The organism is Nostoc sp. (genome assembly GCF_036916985.1).
Classification (GTDB): Bacteria; Cyanobacteriota; Cyanobacteriia; order Cyanobacteriales; family Nostocaceae; genus Nostoc.
Genome location: NZ_JBALFD010000062.1, coordinates 142759 through 165148, shown reverse-complemented (window position 1 = coordinate 165148; position 22390 = coordinate 142759). Strand labels below are relative to the sequence as shown.

The window sequence follows — 22390 nt, the reverse complement described above, 5'->3', positions numbered from 1 at the left end:
GTTACAATCGGTGTGTGCGTTAGGCATTCAAGAGTTATCAGCCATGAAATTGATTTCCGATCCACCGATTCCTGTGAAAATTCAAAAGATGAAGGAACGGGTGCGGTGGATGCATCCAAGTTTTGTGCAACGGGGAATTGACCAAACCAGTCTAGTTATTGACGATCGCAGAGAAGATAATCCAGAATTTTCCTTTATGGTTATCGGTGATTCTGGCACTAAATCCCATTCTCGATACCACCCCCAACGAAAAGTTGCCGAACTGATGCTGACTCACCGCGATGATTGCAGTTTTGTGTTGCACACAGGCGATGTTATCTATGTGGTGGGTTCCCAAGAATATTATTCAACAAACTTTATTGAGCCTTATCGGGAATTTCTTGTCGGTGGTGACAACCCGAAAAGCATTCCTTATGACCGCATGGTGTTTAATCTGCCGTTCTTGCCAGTACTCGGTAATCATGATTACTACGATGTACCGTTGATGTACCGTTTATTTACTGGCACAACATCCTCACTACGTCACCTGTTCCGCTACAAAGATACAGAGATTGGCTGGCATGGATCGTATCAAGGTAATGCCTATGCACAAGCATTTATGGATTACACTCAGGCAATATCTCCACAAGAGTTAGAACGTCATTTAGATCGGCACTACACCGCAAAGACCGACACAGGGCGATGTTTGCGTTACGAACCTGGACAGTTTACCCGCTTACCCAATCGCTATTACACCTTTCGTTACGGTGGGATTGACTTTTTCGCACTGGATTCTAATACTTTTAATACACCGTCACCTCTACCTGCAACTCAAGAGGGAGAAATTTACCGTCGGGAATTGCAAAAACGTCGCCATGAAATCGATCGAGAAGAATTGCAGATTTTGAAAATATGCGATGGACTCAATCCAGATAAACCCACCGAAGCGGAACAACTTGATGACCTTAGCGCCAAATTAGACCAAATCAACGAGATCAAAATCGACATTGAAAAACAATTGACATCTCAGAAAATGCCTGCGATCGATTTTGAACAACTTGAATGGTTGCGAAGCAGACTAATCGAATCTTGGAATAACTCTGAAGTCCGCGGACGTGTAATCTTTTTCCACCATCCCCCCTACGTCACAGAAGCTACCAAGTGGAATCAGGCGCAAACCTTGGCGGTTCGCCATCGTTTGCGCTGGGTGTTTGAACAAGTTGCAGAAACTCTTGGTTCTTTAATTAAAGAACGTCCCATAGTCGATTTGATTTTAAATGGTCACGCTCACTGTTTGGAGCATCTTTGCACAACTGATACCGGATTTGCTGACTCTCACATTAACTGCATTATCTCTGGTGGTAGTGGTCATCGTCCCCGTTATCAGCGGCGAGGGGGAACTGAATTAATGGAGACTTTTACTGAGATTGCAGGTAAACCCAGCCGGAAAGTTGCAGATTCAATGCTTTTTGTGGGTCGTTATGACTACAATTTCCAGAACCGACTACCTTACTCATGTGTGCGGATTGATGTTTTGGATGGTAGCCCGCCTAAGTTTATCATCAGACCGCTAATTACTGAACGGGTTGAAGATAAATGGCATAACACTGAACTTGAACCTTTTGTGATTTAAAGGGGATGCGCGCGATTAATAGACGCGATGAATTATAAACCAATACGGTTCAGTTAACATTTGTCTCTTTTCTCAGTGCCCTCTGCGTCTCTGTGGTAGCCTGCGGCAAGCCGCTCCGCGTCTACGTTAAAAAAATTGGCTTTGACAAAGGATTTTAGTCTTAACCCAAGCGTATTGAATTATAAATGTGATTAACAGACGCGATTCATCGCGTCTCTACAAGTTAACCATGTCACTTAAAAATCAAATCTAAACGCTGCTGAGTTACTTTGAGTGATTCTGCTGGTGAACTTTTGCCCAACAATACAGATTCAATTGCCCGACCTACACTGTCAGAAATCCGATTGTAACCGGGAAATATTGGACGCGATCGCCCGTATTTGGCTTGATCTAAAAATATCTTCACCTGTGGGATTTTTTTGATAAAATCCTGATACTTTTGGCTTTCACGAGACTTCAAATTCACTGGTAAATAGCCAGTTCCCAATGCTAATTCTGTCTGAAATTCTTCACTTAAAGCATATTCGACAAACTTAAACGCTGCTCTTTGGCGTTCTAGTGTGGTTTTGAAAAAGAAGAGATTCTCACCGCCAATAATAGTAGCAGGTTTCTGCCCAACCGGAATGGGAAAGACATCAAAATCGACACCAGTCTCTTGAAATTCTCCCAGAGTCCAAGGGCCATTTAATTGCATTGCAACTTTGCCAGTCAGCAAGTCATCTGTTTCATAACCTCGTTCCGGCCCAGATAAAATAGCGGAACCATCCGTAATTAAATTTCGCCAGAATTGCAAAGCTGCGATCGCCCCTTGATTATTTTCCAAATCTACTGCTGCGGCATTTTGTGAATCACCACTCACCAAATCACCGCCACCACTCCACATAAACGGTAGCCAAGTGAATACTGTAAATTCTCCCTTCCCTAAAGGCAGAAACATCCCATATTGATCGGTTCGCCCATCACCATTGGTATCACGAGTTAATTTTTTGGCAACTTGCCCAAACTCCTTCCAAGTACTGGGTAATTCAGTAATTCCCGCAGCCTTAAACAAACTCGGACGGTAAAAAATACCAACATTATTCGTAGCAAAGGGCACAGACCAAATCTTACCGTTGTATTTCATTGATCCATACAAAGCCGGGTCAATTTCGGCTTGTACTGGAGATTTTTCGAGCATTTCATCCAAAGCTAAAAGCGCATCGAGTTCTACTAATTGACCTGCGATCGTCGGATTGTACCACAACAAATCTGGGGGTGCATTTCCTACCACCGCCGCTAAAATTTTGGGCGTTTGCTGATCCTGTTGCCCGATATAAAGCGACTCTACTTGAATATCTGGGTGGGATTGATTAAACTTGTCTACCAACTTTTGCAGCACATCCCGATTTGGTGGCGGATTGACACCTTGCCAAAGAGTTAAATGAATTACTTTATCTTCTTTAATACCAGGTAAGATACTTTGACATCCAACTAAAGCTAGTATGCCCACTAATAATACAAGCACTAAGCTCCGAAAGTAGCGCGACACTTTCTTGATTTTTCGCTTGGCATAGCCAGGAGGGTTAAAGAAATTGTGCATAATATTCATTAAATTGGGCATTGAAAAGAGGCAGAGGAGCGGGGTGCGGGGGGGAAAATTCTTCTCCCTGCTCCCTTGCTTCTTCCCTGCTCTCCACTCACTTTTACCAAATGCACCTTTGCATCGGGGCAAAAGTTAGGTATATCCTAATCTTGAATAGAGTTTTGATAATTTAAAATTATGGCAGGACACAGTAAATGGGCAAATATTAAGCGCCAGAAGGCGGTAGTAGATGCAAAAAAGGGAAAAACCTTTACTCAGTTATCCAGGGCGATTATTGTTGCAGCTAGAAGCGGCGTACCAGATCCAGCTTTGAATTTTCAACTTCGCACGGCAATTGACAAGGCCAAGGCTGCGAGTATCCCTAATGATAATATTGAACGAGCGATCGCTAAAGGTGCAGGCACTTTTGGCGGCGATAATGCTACTTTTGAAGCGATTCGCTACGAAGGTTATGGCCCCGGTGGTGTAGCGATTTTAATTGAAGCCCTTACAGATAATCGTAATCGCACCGCTGCTGACTTGCGTGTAGCTTTTAGTAAAAATGGTGGCAATCTTGGTGAAACAGGTTGCGTTAGCTGGATGTTTGACCAAAAAGGCGTTTGTGTTGTGCAGGGTGTGGTTGACGAAGAACAACTTTTAGAAGCATCCCTCGAAGGCGGTGCCCAGTCTTATGAGATGACTGAAGATGAGATAGCTGAGGTATTTACTGACATCGGAAATTTAGAAGCCCTTAGCCAGGCACTCAAAAATCAAGGTATTAAGGTAGTTGATGCCGAATTGCGCTGGATTCCTAGTAATAGTGTAGAAATTACTGATCTCAATCAGGCGCGATCGCTTTTCAAGCTAATTGATACTCTAGAAGGATTGGATGACGTGCAAAATGTCACAGCGAACTTTGATATAGCAGAAGAATTGATGAATATCAGCATTTATTAATCAAAATTAACACAAACATCAGAGCAAATGATAGTCACTTGGTTCTGATGTCAAAAATAGTACATTTGGATAAAAATACTAGCAAGTATTCCTACCACAGTATTGCACCTAAGTCCTATATCTACGGATGTAAAAATAGACATGAAAGCTTCATATCAATTACAAACTTATGACATACGCCTATTGGATAGTTAGATTGTTGATTACCTGATGAGGATTTTCAAGTGAATAAGTTCGCTAAAGCTTTACTTTTGGCTCTAGTATTTGCTGCTCCTGTAACCGTTTTTGCATCTCAAGCTCAAGCGAAAGAAGTCCGTGTTGCTAGTGTAAGAAGTGCTAAAGTTCATCACAAGAAACATCACAAGACACATTACAAGCGTCATGTTAAAAACCTAACTCATAAAACTCACGCATAAATAGTTACTATTAGTCGTAAAAGTTTCTAGTAGCTCCGTAATAAAGTTTAGTGTTGGTTTATCTGAAAAATAATTGTATTATTTAACCCCGCTGGAATCCCTACCAATCAGCGGGGTTTTTTATTAACTTGCTCATGAGGACGCGATCGCGTAGAAATCAAAGTTAAGCTTATGAAAGCAGATTATTTAGAAGAATCACTTCTGCGTCAATTGGAGGAGCGTTTGCTCCAACCTGATGTCCGAAAATCAGCTAAAGATATCATAGACTTACTTGCTGATGAGTTCATTGAGATCGGAAGCTCAGGGCGTGTTTTCGATAAACAGCAAATTATCGAAAGCTTGCAGAATGAACCCATAGAACCCCTGATTGAAAGATCGATCACAGAATTTAAAACGTTAGTTTTAGCAACAGGGGTTATTTTAGTAACTTATCGTATAGTTAGACACATATCTGGTGAACAGCCTGTTCATTCACTGCGAAGTTCTATCTGGAAATTGAACAACGGTCAATGGAAAATGATCTTTCATCAGGGCACTTTAGTCAAGATATGACATGTGCAGTATGATAAGTAACTACCCGAAATTATATAGAGTCAAGTATTTGCACACAAAAGGCTCAAGCATTGCTGCCTGAGCCTTTTCTAGATTCAATTAAGTTACTTTCGTCTACTTAACTTAGTAGCGGTTGTTGCGGTTGTAGCCGCCGCCACCGCCACGATTGCCACCACCAAAGGAACCACCACCTCTGTCTTCTCTAGGCTTGGCTTTATTCACTTTGAGGTCACGACCAAGCCACTCAGCACCATCAAGGGCTTCAATAGCTTTTGTTTCTTCATCTTCTGAATTCATTTCCACGAAAGCAAAGCCGCGTAAACGACCTGTTTCACGGTCTGTGGGTAGTTGAACACGCTTAACAGTACCATATTCTGCAAATACAGCACTCAACGCATCTTGTGTAACATCATAGGAGAGGTTACCAACGTAAATTGACATCAAATGTCTCCAAAATCATAAGTTTGTAGAGATTTAGATTTCGGAGAGAAGTCTGTAATACCAAAAGGGAAAAGCCTGTCAATACTAAAAACAAACACTGTCGCCGAATTAATTCTCATTTCACTTTCCATGATGACATAGCAACTAACTTTCTGGGTAAAAGTTTGAAAAACTGTTATAAAAAGTTATATGAGCAGTTGACAGCTAAGTGCTGGCTAGTGGCAGAATGGGTCAAAAGAGGCAGGGGAGCAGGGGGCAAGGGGGAAAACTGAGACGGAGCTTGTACTCGCAGCTTGCGTAAGAGCGCCCTAGAAGGGCGGGGCTACCCCAGCCAGGTCAGGGCTTGCTCTCCCTGCGCCCTACCCCTTTGCTTCTTCGGTGAGGCTATAGCGAACCACACCCACGAGTTAAACTAACCCACTCTTTTTTCTAAATATTGACCAATCATCAACTGCTCACCAGCACGAGAGATAATGGTTTGTCTGGTGCGGTATTTGCTGCCAATTAGCTTTAACTCTTCTTCAAAGACTGAACCGTTGTATTCAGTTCGCAAACACATTGTTTTAGGGTTGGAGAAATAATAGTGGGCGGTAACTGGTTTGGATATGGCAAAACCGCGATCGCGATACAAAAGGTTTCCTACAGCCCCAAATAATGTAGAACCTTGCGACTCTTTCCTAGACTTCAGTACATCTGTACTTTCCCATGTAACTGCTGCACCACAAATTAAGCTACCTGTATCATACAAATCGTGCATCTGAGCTAGCTTTTGCAATTCATCACAGCCCTGCTTGAGAAAATTGATCGTAACTATACTCTCCATCTCCTTGGTTTCTCCCTCAGGTAGGCTGTAATAGCGTCGTTGCGATCGCCACTTACCAACTGATTCCTGGAAAAATTCGGAAATCTGGGCTTCGTCAGCGGTTTGTGCAATTTTTAGCAATGATGTCACTTGTAACTTTCCTGATCTAATATTGGTGGCTGTGCTGTAATATATCTCGTCTTTTTCTTTGCTTTTTATGCGATGTCTACGACGGACTACGCCTACGCTTGAGCAAAATTTCACAGTGCAAAAAAAAGCAACCTATGTTTACTATTCTTAATATATTGGATTAAGCGTAAAAATTACTAAGCATTTTGCTATATTAAATTTGGTTATGTCGACCTAAGTATAGCTACTTAATACCGCCCATTTTAGAAGTAGGGGTGTGAAAATCCCGCATCTTCAGTAAACATAAGTCTTCTACTAAGGGCAGATTGCAAGAAATTTAAAAATATTTATACTGAGTTAAGAATTGCATCGGCAGCTAAAAAGCTGCCGACTCAATGTAATGAGTTAAAGTGGTGAGAATTTTTTTGAAAGAAAGTAATTTTTGATACAAAATTCTGCAAGAAGATAGCTAATTGACTCTCGCCGCTTTTCACTATTCATAATGTCTCAAAATTACTTGGTAATGCACGGCTGTTTAAACCCAAAAAGCTACCCAAATACGAGAAAAATAAATGATTTTGGACAGAAAGAAGCCGCACAAGCAGGTGAAAATCTCACCTTTCGCAGCCGCTAACCAGGTAATTAATGCCCAGTTAGATTCAGTTGTAAAAACTGATATGGCTGTTGTAGATACAAAGAGTAGCGTTGACACAAAGGGGTCTTCCCCTTTCGCATCCATATTATTGATTCCCTGTTTGCTGGGCATAGGATTGCTGACAGTAAATTGTGGAGTGCTGCCCAAGGAAGAAGTGGCTGATGCCCAATCTCAGAGTCCGGGTAGTGGACAACGTGGTGGTGCAACGGCTGTAGATGCGGCGATCGCTCGAACTGATACGCTGCAAACACAACCAGAATACACAGGTAATACAACACCCTTTCGGATTGTATCAGTGCGATCGCAAGTAGAAGCCCGATTGTTGGCTTTGAACCTTGATGTTGGCGATACAGTAAAGCTTGGGCAAAACGTTGGGCGGTTAGATGATGCCATCCTTTCGACCCAATTAAAGCAAGCAGAAGCAGAACTAGCAGCCCTGAAATCAGAAGTAGCGAGGGCAACTAATCAAGTAAGCAATGCCCGTGCAGACGTTGAACGGGCGCGCCTAGAAGTAGTACAAGCTCAGGCAGACTCAGAACGCCAACAGAATCTATTCAAAGCTGGAGCGATCGCTGAACAAACTGCCCAGCAAGCACGTACCCAGGCACAAACAGCCGCCCAGGCACTCCGAGCAGCCCAAGAGCAAGTCCGTACAGAACAGCAAGCCGTTGCCGCCGCCCAAGGTAGAGTACTTGCTCAACAGGCATTGGTTGCCCAAACCAAAGAGCGTAGGTCTTATGCTCGATTGACATCCCCTATCACTGGCGTAGTCACAGAAAAGATGACAGAACCAGGCAATCTTCTGCAAGCAGGTAGCGAAGTCTTGAAAATTGGCGACTTTAACCGTGTCAAAGTCATCGTTCAAGTTTCTGAATTAGAACTGGCACAAATTCAGGTTGGGCAGTCTGTACAAGTCCGCTTAGATGCCTTTCCCAAAGAAACATTAATTGGCAGAGTTACACGCATTTCTCCAGCTGCCGATGCCACAGCTCGCTTGATACCTGTAGAAGTAGTGATTCCTAACACTCAAGCCAAGATTGGCAGCGGATTGCTGGCGCGGGTTAATTTTCAAACTCAGACTCAACAGCGGGTAGTAGTGCCGCAAACAGCGATTCAAAAACAAGCAGGGGCAGCAAAGGGAGCAGAAAAAGAGCAAGAAAACCCATCAGGGACGCTATTTGTGGTGAAAGACACAGAAGGCAAGACGAAAGTAGCGACACGTGCAGTTACTTTAGGAAAAAGGGCTGATGGCAGAGTGGAAATTTTATCCGGTTTGCAAGCAGGAGAGCGCTATGTTGTTCGGAGTGGTAAGCCGTTAAAAGAAGGTGACACTGTAAGTCTTTCAATTCTTTCAGAAAAGCAATAGTCGGGTGAGCAATAACCACCATACCAAAGAAAAAAGTACTCAGTAGTCAGCACTTATCACTTAGTATCATGCAACAGGCAAACAATAATAATGGCAATGGCGGATTTAGCCTTAGTGCGATCGCTATCCGCCAACACATTGGCACACTCATGCTCACTGTGGCAGTAATTGTCATTGGGGTATTTTTTCTCACAACTATCCAAGTCGATCTTCTACCATCAATTACCTATCCCCGAATTGGGGTGCGGCTAGAAGCCCCTGGTATTTCACCAGAAGTAGCAGTAGATGAAATCACCAGACCTTTAGAAGAAGCTTTATCAGCAACCGAGAATGTAGTGCAAGTTTTTTCCCGCACCCGTGAGGGACAGGTAAGCCTCGATTTATACTTTCAACCAGGGGGCGATATTGACCAAGCCCTAAATGATGCTACTGCTGCTTTTAACCGAGGTCGAGGACAACTACCAGATACGATAGAGGAGCCGCGCTTATTTAAAGTCGATCCCTCCCAATTGCCAGTTTATGAATTGGCGCTGACGTCTCCTTCATTGCCAGGGAAAGATTTACGCGTATTTGCTGATGAAGAGTTAACCCGTGAACTCAGTGTCGTACCGGGAGTAGCTTCAGTTGACGTATCTGGTGGTGCAGAAGAAGAAGTACGAGTGCTTGTTGACTTAAACCGATTGCAAGCTTTGGGTGTAGGCTTAAATGATGTCTTAGATGAATTAACAGCGCGTAACCAAGATACTTCTGGTGGTCGGATTCTAGGGCAAAATTCCGAGCCATTGACTCGGACTGTTGGACGCTTCCAAAATGCTAGGGAAATTGAAAACCTTTCTTTGAAAGTTTCCTCCTCTGCCTCCCCTGCTTCCTCTGCCTCCCCTGCTTCCCCTGCTTCCCCTATCTCCCCTACCTCCCCTGCCTCCCGTACACCTTCCCGCCGCGTCTACTTGCGAGACTTTGCAGAGGTAATTGACGATACAGAAGAACAACGAGTATTTGTTTACCTCAACCGTCAGCCTGCGGTGAAATTTTCAATTCAAAAGCAGCCTGAAGCCAATACAATCACAGTTGTAGATGCTGTCAAGCGGCGAATTGAACAATTACGACAATCGGGTTTAATTCCAGCAGACATGACTTTGAGTCCCACCACAGATGAATCTGTCTTCATCCGCAACTCTTTAAATGATGTCATCTTTTCGGGGATTTCTGGGGCATTGTTAGCAGCAGCAGCAGTATTGTTATTTTTGGGATCGTTCAGGCAAACATTTATTATCAGTTTGACGATTCCGCTGTGTACGCTAGCAGCGATCGCTTTAATGAGAATATTTGGTTTAACCTTGAATGTTTTTAGTTTGGCAGGTCTGACATTAGGAGTTGGTCAAGCAATTGACACATCGGTTGTAATCCTAGAAAACATTTCCGAAAAAACAGGGATGACTCCCAATCAGAGGGAGATGGAGGCAGGGGAGCAGGGGAGCAGAGGAGCAGAGGGGAAGGGGAGAAACTCAAGATTCTTTATTGATAGTGCGATCGCAGCTTCCCAAGAAGTAGAATCTGCTTTAGTTGCTGCTACAGGTGCAAACTTAGTTTCTGTAGTACCATTCCTCTTAATTGGCGGCTTTATTGCACTGCTATTTAATGAACTGATTCTGACAATTAGCTTCGCAGTCGCAGCATCCCTTGTTGTCGCCATCACAGTAGTACCGATGCTGTCTTCTCGACTCTTGGGAATTCGTTGGTCTAGTCGGATCAGTGAATTTTGGCTGCTTAAACAATTTAATCACCGATTTGAAGATGCGACTCGGGGATACGGTAACTTCTTAACCAAGGTTTTACGCTATCGGCTCATCGTCGTTACCGCCGCTTTGCTAATTTTAGGCGGCAGTAGCTTCTTTATGTTTGGTCAAATTCCCCAAGAAATTTTACCCCGCATCAGTACTGGTCAAGCTAACTTGAGAGCGCAGTTTCCGCCGGGTACACCTTTAGCAACTTCGGAAAAAGTTATGCAAATTGTCGATGACATTTTGCTCAAACAACCAGAAACCGAGTCTGCTTTCACAACTGTGGGTGGTTCTTTGTTTGGTAGCAATACTACAGAGAATCCTTTACGTGCTAGCAGCACTATCAATCTAAAACCAGGCACAGATGTCGAAGCTTTCGTCAAAAAAGTAACTCAGGAATTTAACAAACTCAACTTAGCAGGAATCCTGCTGCGCCTCAATCCTGGTCAGGTGCGGGGTTTAATCTTGAGTAATTCTCCAGTGCAAGGGTCAGAAGTTGACGTGATTCTGCAAGGTGAGAATGAAGAAAACTTAACCCAAGCAGGCGCACAAGTGCTGCAAGCATTGCAAGAAAGGGCAAAATTAGCAACATTCCGACCAGATGCCGATGCTAGGCAACCCGAAATCCAAATTCGCCCCGACTGGGAAAGAGTTTCAGCTTTAGGATTGAGCGCCAGCCAAATTGGTGCAACAGTTCAAACAGCAATTGAAGGTTCAGTTCCGACGCAAATTCAACGCGGTAATCGTTTAGTTGATGTGCGGGTGCAGCTAAATAAAGAAGCGATTCAGCGTCCTTCTCAGCTAGAGCAATTACCGCTATTTACAGAAAACAATCAACTAATCCGGCTTTCAGATGTTGCGAAAATTCAAGAAGGTCAAGCGCCTGGTGAGGTGCAACGAATTAATCAACGCCAAGCTTTTATTGTGGCAGGCAACCTGAGCGAGGGAGCTAGTCTTAGTGAAGCGATCGCAGAAGTCAACGAAGTACTAAAGGATGTAGACTTACCTGATGGCGTTTCCATTGTGCCTAGTTCTGCCCAAGAAACTAATCAGCAACTTCAGGATGCTTTAAAAACTTTGGGGTTGTTGGCGACGTTCTTAATCTTTGTAGTTATGGCGGTGCAATACAATTCCCTAATTGACCCATTGGTAATTATGTTCACCGTACCACTAGCCTTAGCTGGGGGAATTTTTGGACTTTACATTACCCAAACTGCAATTGGCGCAACTGTAATTGTTGGTGTCGTCTTGCTAGTGGGAATTGTGGTAAACGCAGGGATTCTCATGGTGGAACTAGCGAATCAAATTCGGGATGAAGAAGGTTGTAGTCGCCAAATTGCCATCATGAAAGCTGCTCCTCAACGCTTGCGCCCAATTATCATGACCACAGTCACCACTATCTTAGGACTGTTTCCTTTGGCATTGGGCATTGGCGAAGGTTCGGAATTTTTGCAGCCTTTAGGGATTGTAGTTTTTTTTGGGATGGCGATCGCAACAATGCTGACACTATTTATCATCCCTTGTTTTTATATTCTGCTGCACGATTTGCTTGGTGGAAATTGGGCGAAGCCAGTGTTAATCCGATTGCGTGGATTTACGAAAAAACTTACCAGCTAACGATCGCTGCTGATTGAATTGAGTCATTAGTCATTAGTTATGAGCAAATGACTAATGACTAATGGCAAAGGACTAACTAGCTAACAGAGTTTTTTCTAGAGAAGTCCAACGGAAATAGCGATCGCCGCCTCTCTCAATAATGACTTTCACTCGTGGTTCTAGCTGAGGCAAATTCGTTAAATACTCAACTTCCTCATTAGAAAGAATATGCCCTTCAATAATCCACAAGACCAGCCCCTTCGATTTTGGTGGCAGCTGTTCTAAATGAGAATCGAGAATGGGTGGCAAATAGTAAACCTGACCCACTGCTGCACCACTACCAGTGCTTTTTTTCCCAAGATGAGGAGGTCTGACTCCATGAATTCTTGTGAGATACGCAGCTACGTCACCCAGTCCCTTAGCGGTAATGTGGAGAGTAGTATAGCCAGCTGCCCGTATTCGGCGCTGATATCGACCTTCATAACCCCCTTCCAGAGGTACATACACACCAAGAGCGCCAAATTTTTCCAGATCGCGGATTAAACCGTTGCCAGTGGTAATTAGTGCCATAGATTTTCGTCTTATCCCACTTAGATATCTCTATTATTTACCCTGAACCGATAAGATTAAAAGCATTTTTTTGGGCATGAGGCATTGGCTATTAATTCTTCTCCCCCAGTTCCCAGTCCCCAGTCCCCATTCCCTAAAAATAACTCTATAAACTACTGGACAAACATAAATAAATAATTTATATTATTAGATTGTGACCAAAAACGCAAATTAGGTTGACTTTTTACTGTCATTCTGAGGTAGTGTTAGCATCAAAAGCTGATGACTTAATCCAGATTGGATAATCTAACTCAGATTGATCATAGACTGGTAAACTAAGAAAGCTTTCAGGTCAACATTGGAGCTTAGAGACGAACAAACAAAGCGAGTCTTAATCTCCAGGGTAAGTTTACTCCTGCGCCTCTGAAAAAGTAGGCAAAGTCTTAAACAATAGTTTAAGGTATTTAAGGAAGTAAAACTGAGCAGCAATGTTGGTTTCATGGCATTACGTCAGTCTCAGTTAACGGATACTGGGCGGTAAAAACCGCTTAAGTCCAACTGCAACACGGCAGTAGCCAATCTCCGGGAACCCGTCTCATAGGCGTGTGAAAATCGGAAACCCCGCCGACAGCGCTGCCTCCAGAAAGTGCCAGAGCAATTGCTTGGACAAAAGCATTGCTGCACACAGCTTAAAGCTGTAGCGCCTTGCATTGATTCCAGAAGTTACTCCTTCCCAGTGGGAAGGGACTTGTGGCTGCTCTGGTGATCTAGTGAGTGAAGCTAAACAGATTCACCAAGCAGTACGGACACGGTTTGTTGTGTCCGAAAGCATTTGGAGCGGTTTATTTAAATAAGCCCTTCCAAATTTCGCAGGCTAACCCAGCCTAAACTGATGCGTACAAAGCGTGTCCTCTAGAGTCCAATTCCAAGGTCAGCAAGTAGAAAGGAGAACCAGTTATTGTGTCTGTAGGTATTCTCGGCACCAAGCTGGGCATGACCCAAATATTTGACGAAGCAGGAGTAGCTATTCCTGTGACTGTCATTCAAGCAGGGCCATGCACCGTTACACAAGTTAAAACGAAAGAAACCGACGGTTACTTTGCCATTCAAGTTGGTTATGGCGAAGTTAAACCCAAGGCACTAAACAGACCACTATTGGGACATTTGGCAAAATCATCTGCCCCAGCATTGCGTCACTTAAATGAATATCACACCGATAGCTCTAGTGATTATGCTTTAGGTCAAGAGATTAAAGCAGATATTTTTAGCGCAGGTCAAATTGTCGATGTCGTCGGCACAAGCATCGGTCGCGGCTTTGCAGGAAACCAGAAGCGCAATAACTTTGCTCGTGGGCCAATGTCACACGGTTCCAAAAACCACAGAGCGCCCGGATCAATTGGTGCTGGTACAACACCAGGTCGTGTCTATCCAGGTAAGCGGATGGCAGGGCGTTTAGGTGGAAAACGCATCACAATCCGTAAATTGACGATAGTGCGAGTTGATTCAGAACGCAACTTATTGCTAATTAAGGGAGCCATTCCTGGTAAACCAGGCGCTCTAGTCAGCGTTGTGCCTGCAAAAGTAGTGGGATAGTCAAAAGTCATTAGTCAGAAGTCATTAGTCAGTAGTCATTGGCTAAAGACAAATGGCATAAAGACAAATGACAAATGACGCCACGTGCTTCATCTGGGGAGACCCCAAGACCGCAGTGGCTCACAAATGACAAAGGACAGATAAGAAAAATGGTTGAAAGCGTAGTTAAAAATTGGCAAGGAGAACAGGTCGGCGAGACGACCTTCGAGTTGCGCGTTGCCAAAGAAGAAACAGCGTCTCATATTGTGCATCGCGCCTTAGTACGGCAATTGACCAATGCTCGTCAAGGAAATGCCAGTACAAAAACTCGTGCTGAAGTCAGAGGCGGTGGCCGGAAACCTTGGAGACAAAAAGGTACTGGTCGCGCTCGTGCCGGGTCTATTCGTTCTCCATTGTGGCGTGGTGGTGGTGTGATCTTTGGGCCAAAACCCAGAGACTTCAACCTCAAATTGAACCGCAAAGAGCGACGTTTGGCATTGCGGACAGCATTTGTCAGCCGTATTGACGACTTGATTGTAGTAGAAGAATTTAGCACCGAGCTATCTCGCCCCAAAACTAAAGAATTAGTGGCAGCCCTTGCCCGTTGGGGAGTAGTACCAGAAAGCAAGGCACTGTTAATTTTGTCTGAGATTGCGGATACAGATAACGTTTATTTGTCAGCCCGCAACATTGAAAATTTAAAACTAATTGCAGCCGACCAGCTAAATGTTTTTGATTTACTGCACGCTGACAAAATTGTAGTTACGGCATCAGCCCTAGAAAAAATTCAGGAGGTCTACAGTGCCTAGCTTTGACCCCCGTGATCTTGCCGACTTAGTACGTCGCCCAATCGTTACCGAGAAAGCGACCATCTTGATGGAACAAAACAAGTACACCTTTGAAGTAATTCCCAAAGCATCAAAGCCAGAAATCAAGGCTGCGATCGAAGACTTGTTTCAGGTCAAGGTTGTAAAAGTCAACACCATCCTACCACCACGTAAAAAGCGGCGCGTTGGTAAGTTTATTGGTTATAAACCCCAATATAAACGAGCGATCATCACTGTCGCACCTGGGGATGAAGACAAGATTAGACAAGTTCTATTCCCAGAAGTCTAAAAAAGTTAGGAGTTAGGAGTTAGGAGTTAGGAGTTACTGAACTCAAAACTCAAAACTCAAAACTCAGCACTCAGCACTCAGCACTCAGCACTTAAAAATATGGGTACTCGCTCTTATCGCCCTTATACCCCCAGTACTCGCCAAGTTACAATCTCTGACTTTGCGGAAATTACTAGAACCGAGCCAGAAAAATCCCTAACAACCTCGAAGCATCGCGCCAAAGGTCGGAATAATCACGGACGGATTACTAGTCGTCGCCGGGGTGGCGGACACAAACAGCTTTATCGGATCATCGATTTTAAAAGGGATAAACATAATATTCCTGCCAAAGTCGCAGCAATTGAATACGATCCTAACCGCAACGCCAGAATTGCCCTTTTGTATTACCAAGATGGCGAAAAACGGTACATCCTTCACCCCAACGGGTTGAAAGTTGGAACAATAATTATTTCTGGGCCGGAAGCACCTTTTGAAGATGGTAATGCCTTACCACTCTGGAAGATTCCTTTGGGTACTAGTGTTCACAACGTAGAACTGACTCCTGGTAAAGGTGGTCAAATTGTCCGTGCTGCTGGTGCTAGCGCTCAAGTTGTGGCAAAAGAAGGTAATTATGTAACTCTCAAGTTGCCTTCAGGAGAAGTCCGTTTGATTCGACGCGAGTCTTACGCCACCATTGGGCAAGTAGGCAACACCGATGCGAGAAACCTAAGTGCAGGTAAAGCCGGACGAAATCGCTGGAAAGGCCGCCGTCCTAAGGTTAGGGGTAGCGTCATGAACCCAGTGGATCACCCACATGGAGGTGGTGAAGGTAGAGCGCCTATCGGTAGATCGGGGCCTGTTACACCTTGGGGTAAACCCACATTGGGCGCAAAGACACGCAATCGCAAGAAACTTAGCAGCAAGTTGATTGTACGTCGTCGTCGTAAGTCTTCTAAACGCGGTCGCGGTGGTCGTGAATCATAGAATTTTAGATTTTAGATTTTGGATTTTAGATTGGGTCTACTTGTGAACATTGAAAATTTGTGAAACTTGATTCAGGCACGTTAATTATCCAAAATCCGAAATTCTAAATCCTAATTCCTAAATCCTAAAGCCAAAATTGAACTATGGGTCGTTCTCTAAAAAAAGGTCCCTTCGTTGCGGATCATCTCCTAAAGAAAATTGAAAAGCTCAACGACAACAACAGAAAAGAAGTTATTAAAACTTGGTCACGAGCTTCGACAATTTTGCCCTTAATGGTAGGTCATACCATCGCTGTTCACAACGGACGCCAACACGTCCCAGTTTTTGTAAATGAACAGATGGTAGGACACAAGTTGGGTGAATTTGCCCCGACACGCACCTACAGGGGTCATGGAAAAAGCGACAAAAAAGCGGGTAGGTAGTTATTAGTCATTGGTCATTTGTCATTAGTCATTAGTTATTAGCTATTTGACAAAGGACAAAGGACGAAGGACGAAAGATAAAATTGGAGAAAATTATGGCTACTAATACTACTGAAGTAAAAGCGATCGCTCGTTTTATCCGCATCTCGGCTTATAAAGTGCGTCGGGTACTCGATCAAATCCGGGGGCGATCGTACCGAGAAGCGTTAATCATTCTGGAATTCATGCCCTATCGCGCCACTGAACCCATATTGAAGGTTCTCAGAAGCGCTGCTGCTAATGCCGAACACAACGCTGGGTTAGATCGGACTCAACTAGTGATTACTCAGGCTTATGCCGATCAAGGACCGCCGTTGAAGCGCTTCCAGCCAAGAGCGCAAGGTCGAGCTTACCAAATTCGCAAGCCGACGTGTCATATTACTGTGGCTGTTGCAGCTGCTCCAGAAAAATAAGCACGTTTACACGAATAAATTGCGTAAAGTAAGAAATTTTAGAGGAAGCATTCGTGGGACAGAAGATTCATCCAGTTGGTTTTCGCCTGGGTATTACACATGAACATCAATCCCGTTGGTTTGCTGTTCCTGATCGTTATCCAGAACTTCTCCAAGAAGACTACAAACTCCGTCAATACATAGAACAAAAGCTGGGTAGACAGGCTCAAAACAACGCCGGAATTTCCGAAGTGCGGATTGAGCGCAAAGCCGACCAAATCGACTTAGAAGTACGCACAGCTAGACCTGGCGTTGTAGTAGGTCGTGGTGGACAAGGTATTGAATCCTTACGTACCGGACTCCAAGGAGTGTTGGGTGGCAATCGCCAAATTCGCATTAACGTAGTTGAAGTGCAACGAGTTGATGCTGATGCCTACCTAATTGCTGAATATATTGCTCAACAATTGGAACGTCGGGTTTCCTTTCGACGGGTAGTGCGGCAATCGATTCAACGTGCCCAACGGGCTGGTGTCCAAGGTATTAAAATCCAAGTTAGCGGTCGCCTCAACGGTGCGGAAATTGCCCGGACAGAGTGGACTCGTGAAGGTAGAGTACCTTTACATACCTTACGGGCTGACATTGACTACTCTTATTGCACGGCAAAAACTGTTTACGGCATTTTGGGTATCAAAGTATGGGTGTTTAAGGGAGAAATTATTCCTGGACAAGAACCAGATCCACTACCACCCGCAAGCCGCGATCGCGAACGTGACCCCCGCGATCGCGAACGTGAACCCCGTCGCCGTCAACAACAGCGTCGTCGCCAGCAATTTGAAGACAGATCAAATGAAGGATAAATCGTCATTAGTCATTAGTCATTAGTCATTAGGAAATGGCAGATGACAAATGGCAGATGACAAATGACAAATGACAAGTAACAAACCATGTTAAGCCCTAGAAGAACTAAATTCCGCAAGCAACAGCGCGGACGGATGGAGGGACTAGCCACCCGTGGTAGCACCCTTAACTTCGGTGATTTTGCACTCCAAGCTCAAGAACCTGCTTGGATTACCTCGCGTCAAATCGAGGCTTCCCGTCGGGCAATGACTCGTTATATTCGTCGGGGTGGACAAATCTGGATTCGGATTTTCCCTGATAAACCTGTAACCATGCGTCCTGCGGAAACCCGGATGGGTTCCGGTAAAGGTAATCCAGAGTTTTGGGTAGCTGTAGTCAAGCCGGGGCGGATTTTGTTTGAAATCGGTGGAGTTACTGAAGAAATTGCGCGTGAAGCAATGCGCTTGGCTTCATTTAAACTGCCCATCAAAACTAAGTTTATTGTGCGCTCTCAACCACAGGAGCAGGAGTAACTTATGCCTCTTCCCAAGATTTCAGAAGCTAGAGAATTAAGTGACGAGAAGCTCTCTGATGAAATTGTCGCAATCAAAAGACAACTATTTCAGTTGCGCTTGCAAAAAGCCACCAGACAACTAGAAAAGCCCCATCAGTTCCGACAATTGCGCCACCGCCTAGCCCAATTGCTGACGCTAGAAACAGAACGCAAACGGGCAGCAAGTCAATCGGCTAAAGAAAAAAAGTAGGAGATTATGGCAGTTAAAGAACGAGTTGGCTTGGTAGTGAGCGATAAAATGCAAAAAACTGTGGTAGTCGCCATAGAAAACCGCGCTCCTCACCCCAAGTACGGCAAGATTGTGGTTAACACCCAACGATATAAAGTTCACGACGAAGAAAATCAGTGTAAAGTAGGCGATCGCGTTCGCATTCAGGAAACTAGACCCCTGAGTAAAACCAAGCGCTGGAAAATCACAGAAGTCCTGAACGTCAAGCCTACTTAAACCTCATCGTTGTTAGAAACTAACAACATTACAAGGGAGAATAATTGTGATTCAACCCCAGACTTACCTGAATGTCGCAGATAATAGCGGCGCCCGCAAACTAATGTGCATCCGCATCTTAGGCGGAGGCAATCGCCGTTATGGCTTTATCGGCGATAAAATTATCGCAGTTGTCAAAGATGCTACACCCAACATGGCTGTTAAAAAGTCTGATGTTGTGGAAGCAGTAATTGTTCGGACTCGGAAAGCTGTAAGTCGTGACAGCGGTATGAGTATTCGCTTTGATGATAACGCCGCTGTAATTATCAACAAAGACGGTAATCCCAGAGGCACACGGGTTTTCGGCCCAGTTGCACGGGAACTGCGCGATAAAAACTTTACTAAAATTGTTTCTCTGGCTCCGGAGGTGCTTTAATGGCAGCCAAACAAGGTACGCCCAAAGTATTCCATAAAATGCACGTCAAAACTGGCGACACTGTACAAGTGATTGCTGGCAAAGACAAAGGAAAAATTGGCGAAATTACTCAGGCACTTCCCCAACTGAGTAAAGTCATCGTCAAAGGTGTCAACATTAAAACCAAGCACGTCAAACCTCAGCAAGAAGGGGAATCGGGGCGAATTATTACCCAAGAATTCCCGATTCATAGCTCCAACGTCATGCTTTATTCCACCAAGCAAAACGTTGCTAGTCGTGTTGGTTACACCTTTACCTCAGAAGGCAAAAAGGTCAGAAAACTCAAGAAAACTGGCGAAATTCTCGATAAATAAGAATTTAGCCAACTTGAAATTTTAGATTTTAAATTTAATCCAAAATCCAAAATCTAAAATCCAAAATTAAAGTTTCCCTGACCAAGCCCAGGGATATCAGGACAAAAAAACTATGGCGACAACAAGACTCAAAACCTTATATCAAGAGACAATCGTCCCCAAACTGATTAATCAGTTTCAATATACCAACGTTCATCAAGTACCGAAGTTGGTAAAGGTTACGATAAACCGAGGTTTGGGTGAAGCAGCTCAAAATGCGAAGTCTCTAGAGGCATCCATCAACGAAATTGCCTTGGTAACAGGTCAAAAACCAGTGGTGACACGGGCGAAAAAGGCGATCGCTGGCTTTAAGATTCGTCAAGGGATGCCTGTGGGAATCATGGTTACTCTCAGAGCCGAACGGATGTATGCCTTTTTCGACAGACTGGTTAGCCTGTCATTACCCAGAATTCGAGATTTTCGCGGCGTTAGCCCTAAAAGCTTTGACGGACGCGGTAACTACACTCTGGGTGTGAGAGAACAGCTAATTTTTCCAGAAGTCGAATACGACAGCATCGATCAAGTACGTGGGATGGATATTTCCATCATTACCACAGCAAAAAACGACGAAGAGGGACGCGCCTTACTTAAAGAATTAGGAATGCCCTTTCGCGATCAATAAGTTCATCTATAGAGGGAACGATGGCGGCTAACGACACAATTGCAGATATGCTGACGCGCATCCGCAATGCCAACCTGGCGCGGCATCAAACTACACAAGTGCCAGCGACAAAATTGACCCGGAGCATTGCCAAAGTGCTACGGGAGGAAGGCTTTATTGCTGAAATCGAAGAAGCAGAAGAAGGGGTAAAACGCAATCTGGTAATTTCCCTGAAATACAAGGGAAAAAACCGTCAGCCTTTGATCACCGCTTTAAAGCGGGTAAGTAAGCCTGGCTTGCGTGTTTATTCAAATCGAAAAGAATTACCAAGGGTACTAGGCGGCATTGGCATTGCCATTATTTCTACATCCAGTGGCATTATGACTGACCGCGAAGCGCGGCGTCAGAACTTGGGTGGTGAAGTACTTTGTTACGTTTGGTAGTCATTGGTCATTAGTCATTAGTCATTAGTTATTGGTCATTAGTCATTTGTTATTAGTGAAATACAAAAGACAAAGGACAAATAACAAAGGACAAAAGACAAAGGACAAATAACAAAGGACAAAAAGTCATGTCTCGTATTGGTAAACGTCCAATTACTATTCCCGCCAAAGTTCAAGTGGCGATCGATGGTACGAATATTGTGGTGAAAGGCCCGAAAGGAGAACTTTCTCGCACTCTCAGAGATAATATCTCACTCTCTCAAGAGGGGGAAATATTACACGTAAATCGTCGGGATGAAACTCGGACATCGAAGCAATTGCACGGCTTGAGCCGCACTTTAGTTGCCAACATGGTCGAGGGAGTATCCCTTGGTTTTCAGCGCCGTTTGGAAATTCAAGGTGTTGGTTACAGGGCACAACTTCAAGGGCGTAACCTAGTTTTAAATATGGGTTATAGCCATCAGGTGCAAATTGAACCACCAGAAGGAATTCAGTTTGCCGTAGAAAACCCCACTAACATCATTGTCAGCGGCTATGACAAAGAAATCGTCGGTAACACAGCCGCCAAAATTCGTGCCGTTCGTCCACCAGAACCTTACAAAGGTAAAGGCATTCGCTATGCCGGTGAAGTGGTCAGACGGAAAGCTGGTAAGACTGGTAAGGGTGGTAAGAAGTAGAAATGAAACTTACTCGTAGAGAATCAAAAAACCGTCGTCATCGACGCGTGCGTGGCAAAGTAACTGGCTCCCCAGAACGTCCCCGTTTAGCGGTATTTCGTTCTAATGAGCATATTTATGCCCAGTTAATTGATGATACTCAGCATCAAACTATCGTGGCCGCATCGACTGTAGAACCAGAGTTGAAATCTAGTTTAGCGTCAGGTGCAAACCGCGACGCATCGGTACAAGTTGGTAAGTTGATCGCAGTGCGATCGCTAGAAAAAGGCATTACCAAAGTAGTCTTCGATCGCGGTGGTAACTTATATCACGGTCGTGTCAAAGCACTAGCTGATGCAGCCCGCGAAGCTGGTTTAGATTTCTAAAGTCATTGGTCATTAGTCATTGGTCATTAGTTATTGGACAAATGACAAAGGACAAATGACAAAAGACAAATGACAACTGACAAATGACGTTCACCAGAGCATAAATTATGGCAACAGAGCGTAAAAGTAGAACAAAGCGTGCCAAAAAAGAAGAAACCACTTGGCAAGAGCGGGTTATTCAAATTCGCCGCGTAAGTAAAGTGGTCAAAGGTGGTAAAAAACTCAGCTTCCGAGCGATCGTTGTCGTGGGTAACGAACGCGGTCAGGTTGGAGTTGGAGTAGGCAAAGCTTCCGATGTAATTGGCGCTGTCAAAAAAGGCGTAGCCGACGGCAAAAAACACCTCATTGATATCCCAATCACCAAATCTAACTCCATCCCCCATCCTATTGATGGTGTCGGTGGTGGTGCAAAAGTGATTATGCGTCCAGCCTCACCTGGTACTGGGGTAATTGCGGGTGGTGCAGTACGAACTGTGTTGGAATTAGCAGGAGTTCGTAACGTCTTAGCCAAGCAACTAGGCTCTAATAATCCGCTCAATAATGCTAGAGCCGCAGTTAATGCCTTATCTACACTGCGTACCCTTTCTGAAGTCGCTGAAGATCGCGGTATTCCTATTCAAAATCTCTACATCTAATTTAGTCATTAGTCATTGGTCATTAGTGAATAACAAAGGACAAATGACAAATGACAAATGACAAACGACAAATGAGAACTTGATA

Annotated in this window: 27 protein-coding genes; 23 read left to right on the top strand and 4 right to left on the bottom strand. The window is 44.3% G+C overall.

Features of this window, described 5'->3' with window-relative positions:
• The first annotated feature begins 43 nt into the window (after window positions 1–43).
• Window positions 44–1612 (top strand): metallophosphoesterase family protein, encoded by a 1569-nt coding sequence (locus V7L07_RS20835; RefSeq protein ID WP_335060809.1) that lies wholly within the window; start codon window positions 44–46, stop codon window positions 1610–1612.
• Window positions 1613–1844: 232 nt separating this feature from the next.
• Here the strand turns inward: V7L07_RS20835 and V7L07_RS20830 are convergent, their stop codons facing one another.
• On the bottom strand, window positions 1845–3191 hold the full coding sequence (locus V7L07_RS20830; protein ID WP_335060808.1) for an ABC transporter substrate-binding protein: 1347 nt from the start codon (window positions 3189–3191) through the stop codon (window positions 1845–1847).
• Between the two features lie 180 nt (window positions 3192–3371).
• Here V7L07_RS20830 and V7L07_RS20825 point away from each other — a divergent pair, with 180 nt between their 5' ends.
• From V7L07_RS20825 to V7L07_RS20815, 3 genes are all read left to right on the top strand, one after another.
• Entirely contained in the window at window positions 3372–4130 is a 759-nt protein-coding gene (locus V7L07_RS20825) for a YebC/PmpR family DNA-binding transcriptional regulator (RefSeq protein ID WP_335060807.1), read from the top strand.
• A gap of 224 nt (window positions 4131–4354) precedes the next feature.
• Complete coding sequence (locus V7L07_RS20820; RefSeq protein WP_335060806.1) at window positions 4355–4546, top strand: hypothetical protein; 192 nt, start codon at window positions 4355–4357, stop codon at window positions 4544–4546.
• A 171-nt stretch (window positions 4547–4717) separates the two neighbouring features.
• Window positions 4718–5098, top strand: coding sequence for a nuclear transport factor 2 family protein (locus V7L07_RS20815; protein WP_335060805.1), 381 nt, complete (start codon window positions 4718–4720; stop codon window positions 5096–5098).
• 123 nt (window positions 5099–5221) lie between these two features.
• Here V7L07_RS20815 and V7L07_RS20810 read toward each other — a convergent pair whose 3' ends face one another.
• Both V7L07_RS20810 and V7L07_RS20805 read right to left on the bottom strand, forming a co-directional pair.
• Complete coding sequence (locus V7L07_RS20810) at window positions 5222–5539, bottom strand: RNA recognition motif domain-containing protein (RefSeq protein ID WP_179068324.1); 318 nt, start codon at window positions 5537–5539, stop codon at window positions 5222–5224.
• 412 nt (window positions 5540–5951) lie between these two features.
• On the bottom strand, window positions 5952–6491 hold the full coding sequence (locus tag V7L07_RS20805) for a phycobiliprotein lyase (protein ID WP_335060804.1): 540 nt from the start codon (window positions 6489–6491) through the stop codon (window positions 5952–5954).
• A 551-nt stretch (window positions 6492–7042) separates the two neighbouring features.
• On the opposite strand from V7L07_RS20805, the gene V7L07_RS20800 reads away from it, so the two are divergent.
• Both V7L07_RS20800 and V7L07_RS20795 read left to right on the top strand, forming a co-directional pair.
• Complete coding sequence (locus tag V7L07_RS20800; protein ID WP_335060803.1) at window positions 7043–8491, top strand: efflux RND transporter periplasmic adaptor subunit; 1449 nt, start codon at window positions 7043–7045, stop codon at window positions 8489–8491.
• Between the two features lie 68 nt (window positions 8492–8559).
• Window positions 8560–11889, top strand: coding sequence for an efflux RND transporter permease subunit (locus V7L07_RS20795; RefSeq protein WP_335060802.1), 3330 nt, complete (start codon window positions 8560–8562; stop codon window positions 11887–11889).
• Between the two features lie 72 nt (window positions 11890–11961).
• Here V7L07_RS20795 and V7L07_RS20790 read toward each other — a convergent pair whose 3' ends face one another.
• A complete protein-coding gene (locus V7L07_RS20790) occupies window positions 11962–12438 on the bottom strand; it encodes an NAD(P)H-quinone oxidoreductase subunit N (RefSeq protein ID WP_335060801.1) in 477 nt (158 codons plus the stop codon).
• Between the two features lie 939 nt (window positions 12439–13377).
• On the opposite strand from V7L07_RS20790, the gene rplC reads away from it, so the two are divergent.
• From rplC to rpsE, 17 genes are all read left to right on the top strand, one after another.
• On the top strand, window positions 13378–14010 hold the full coding sequence (rplC, locus tag V7L07_RS20785; protein WP_335060800.1) for a 50S ribosomal protein L3: 633 nt from the start codon (window positions 13378–13380) through the stop codon (window positions 14008–14010).
• Window positions 14011–14159: 149 nt separating this feature from the next.
• Complete coding sequence (gene rplD, locus V7L07_RS20780) at window positions 14160–14798, top strand: 50S ribosomal protein L4 (RefSeq protein WP_069070797.1); 639 nt, start codon at window positions 14160–14162, stop codon at window positions 14796–14798.
• On the top strand, window positions 14791–15105 hold the full coding sequence (locus tag V7L07_RS20775) for a 50S ribosomal protein L23 (protein WP_179068331.1): 315 nt from the start codon (window positions 14791–14793) through the stop codon (window positions 15103–15105). Before rplD ends, V7L07_RS20775 begins: the two co-directional genes overlap by 8 nt.
• Window positions 15106–15204: 99 nt before the next feature.
• Window positions 15205–16068, top strand: a complete 864-nt coding sequence (gene rplB, locus V7L07_RS20770) for a 50S ribosomal protein L2 (protein ID WP_334708512.1) — start codon at window positions 15205–15207, stop codon at window positions 16066–16068.
• Between the two features lie 143 nt (window positions 16069–16211).
• On the top strand, window positions 16212–16490 hold the full coding sequence (gene rpsS / locus V7L07_RS20765) for a 30S ribosomal protein S19 (RefSeq protein WP_012410721.1): 279 nt from the start codon (window positions 16212–16214) through the stop codon (window positions 16488–16490).
• Window positions 16491–16585: 95 nt separating this feature from the next.
• Window positions 16586–16942, top strand: a complete 357-nt coding sequence (gene rplV, locus V7L07_RS20760; RefSeq protein WP_069070777.1) for a 50S ribosomal protein L22 — start codon at window positions 16586–16588, stop codon at window positions 16940–16942.
• A 53-nt stretch (window positions 16943–16995) separates the two neighbouring features.
• On the top strand, window positions 16996–17778 hold the full coding sequence (gene rpsC, locus V7L07_RS20755) for a 30S ribosomal protein S3 (RefSeq protein ID WP_335060799.1): 783 nt from the start codon (window positions 16996–16998) through the stop codon (window positions 17776–17778).
• An 87-nt stretch (window positions 17779–17865) separates the two neighbouring features.
• Window positions 17866–18291, top strand: coding sequence for a 50S ribosomal protein L16 (rplP, locus tag V7L07_RS20750; protein ID WP_179068333.1), 426 nt, complete (start codon window positions 17866–17868; stop codon window positions 18289–18291).
• Window positions 18292–18294: 3 nt separating this feature from the next.
• A complete protein-coding gene (gene rpmC, locus V7L07_RS20745; protein WP_179068334.1) occupies window positions 18295–18522 on the top strand; it encodes a 50S ribosomal protein L29 in 228 nt (75 codons plus the stop codon).
• Between the two features lie 6 nt (window positions 18523–18528).
• Window positions 18529–18777, top strand: coding sequence for a 30S ribosomal protein S17 (gene rpsQ, locus V7L07_RS20740; protein WP_094349093.1), 249 nt, complete (start codon window positions 18529–18531; stop codon window positions 18775–18777).
• 46 nt (window positions 18778–18823) lie between these two features.
• The gene (gene rplN, locus V7L07_RS20735; RefSeq protein ID WP_069070772.1) at window positions 18824–19192 is read left to right on the top strand and encodes a 50S ribosomal protein L14; all 369 of its coding nucleotides are present in this window, start codon (window positions 18824–18826) and stop codon (window positions 19190–19192) included.
• On the top strand, window positions 19192–19545 hold the full coding sequence (gene rplX / locus V7L07_RS20730; protein WP_334708510.1) for a 50S ribosomal protein L24: 354 nt from the start codon (window positions 19192–19194) through the stop codon (window positions 19543–19545). The genes rplN and rplX overlap by 1 nt, the downstream gene beginning before the upstream one ends.
• Window positions 19546–19657: 112 nt before the next feature.
• Window positions 19658–20206 (top strand): 50S ribosomal protein L5, encoded by a 549-nt coding sequence (gene rplE, locus V7L07_RS20725; RefSeq protein WP_100901246.1) that lies wholly within the window; start codon window positions 19658–19660, stop codon window positions 20204–20206.
• Between the two features lie 20 nt (window positions 20207–20226).
• Window positions 20227–20628, top strand: coding sequence for a 30S ribosomal protein S8 (rpsH, locus tag V7L07_RS20720; RefSeq protein WP_094349096.1), 402 nt, complete (start codon window positions 20227–20229; stop codon window positions 20626–20628).
• A gap of 128 nt (window positions 20629–20756) precedes the next feature.
• Complete coding sequence (gene rplF / locus V7L07_RS20715; protein ID WP_335060798.1) at window positions 20757–21305, top strand: 50S ribosomal protein L6; 549 nt, start codon at window positions 20757–20759, stop codon at window positions 21303–21305.
• A 2-nt stretch (window positions 21306–21307) separates the two neighbouring features.
• A complete protein-coding gene (gene rplR, locus V7L07_RS20710) occupies window positions 21308–21670 on the top strand; it encodes a 50S ribosomal protein L18 (RefSeq protein WP_335060797.1) in 363 nt (120 codons plus the stop codon).
• Between the two features lie 107 nt (window positions 21671–21777).
• Entirely contained in the window at window positions 21778–22305 is a 528-nt protein-coding gene (rpsE, locus tag V7L07_RS20705) for a 30S ribosomal protein S5 (RefSeq protein ID WP_094328453.1), read from the top strand.
• Window positions 22306–22390: the final 85 nt, after the last annotated feature.

Bases quoted from the DNA above. Each gene is read 5' to 3' on its own strand.
- V7L07_RS20835 (WP_335060809.1), top strand. From the start codon at position 44: ATGAAATTGATTTCCGATCCACCGATTCCTGTGAAAATTCAAAAGATG.
- V7L07_RS20830 (WP_335060808.1), bottom strand. From the start codon at position 3,191: ATGCACAATTTCTTTAACCCTCCTGGCTATGCCAAGCGAAAAATCAAG.
- V7L07_RS20825 (WP_335060807.1), top strand. From the start codon at position 3,372: ATGGCAGGACACAGTAAATGGGCAAATATTAAGCGCCAGAAGGCGGTA.
- V7L07_RS20815 (WP_335060805.1), top strand. From the start codon at position 4,718: ATGAAAGCAGATTATTTAGAAGAATCACTTCTGCGTCAATTGGAGGAG.
- V7L07_RS20810 (WP_179068324.1), bottom strand. From the start codon at position 5,539: ATGTCAATTTACGTTGGTAACCTCTCCTATGATGTTACACAAGATGCG.
- V7L07_RS20800 (WP_335060803.1), top strand. From the start codon at position 7,043: ATGATTTTGGACAGAAAGAAGCCGCACAAGCAGGTGAAAATCTCACCT.
- V7L07_RS20795 (WP_335060802.1), top strand. From the start codon at position 8,560: ATGCAACAGGCAAACAATAATAATGGCAATGGCGGATTTAGCCTTAGT.
- V7L07_RS20790 (WP_335060801.1), bottom strand. From the start codon at position 12,438: ATGGCACTAATTACCACTGGCAACGGTTTAATCCGCGATCTGGAAAAA.
- rplD (WP_069070797.1), top strand. From the start codon at position 14,160: ATGGTTGAAAGCGTAGTTAAAAATTGGCAAGGAGAACAGGTCGGCGAG.
- rplB (WP_334708512.1), top strand. From the start codon at position 15,205: ATGGGTACTCGCTCTTATCGCCCTTATACCCCCAGTACTCGCCAAGTT.
- rpsS (WP_012410721.1), top strand. From the start codon at position 16,212: ATGGGTCGTTCTCTAAAAAAAGGTCCCTTCGTTGCGGATCATCTCCTA.
- rplV (WP_069070777.1), top strand. From the start codon at position 16,586: ATGGCTACTAATACTACTGAAGTAAAAGCGATCGCTCGTTTTATCCGC.
- rplP (WP_179068333.1), top strand. From the start codon at position 17,866: ATGTTAAGCCCTAGAAGAACTAAATTCCGCAAGCAACAGCGCGGACGG.
- rpmC (WP_179068334.1), top strand. From the start codon at position 18,295: ATGCCTCTTCCCAAGATTTCAGAAGCTAGAGAATTAAGTGACGAGAAG.
- rpsQ (WP_094349093.1), top strand. From the start codon at position 18,529: ATGGCAGTTAAAGAACGAGTTGGCTTGGTAGTGAGCGATAAAATGCAA.
- rplX (WP_334708510.1), top strand. From the start codon at position 19,192: ATGGCAGCCAAACAAGGTACGCCCAAAGTATTCCATAAAATGCACGTC.
- rplE (WP_100901246.1), top strand. From the start codon at position 19,658: ATGGCGACAACAAGACTCAAAACCTTATATCAAGAGACAATCGTCCCC.
- rpsH (WP_094349096.1), top strand. From the start codon at position 20,227: ATGGCGGCTAACGACACAATTGCAGATATGCTGACGCGCATCCGCAAT.
- rplF (WP_335060798.1), top strand. From the start codon at position 20,757: ATGTCTCGTATTGGTAAACGTCCAATTACTATTCCCGCCAAAGTTCAA.
- rplR (WP_335060797.1), top strand. From the start codon at position 21,308: ATGAAACTTACTCGTAGAGAATCAAAAAACCGTCGTCATCGACGCGTG.
- rpsE (WP_094328453.1), top strand. From the start codon at position 21,778: ATGGCAACAGAGCGTAAAAGTAGAACAAAGCGTGCCAAAAAAGAAGAA.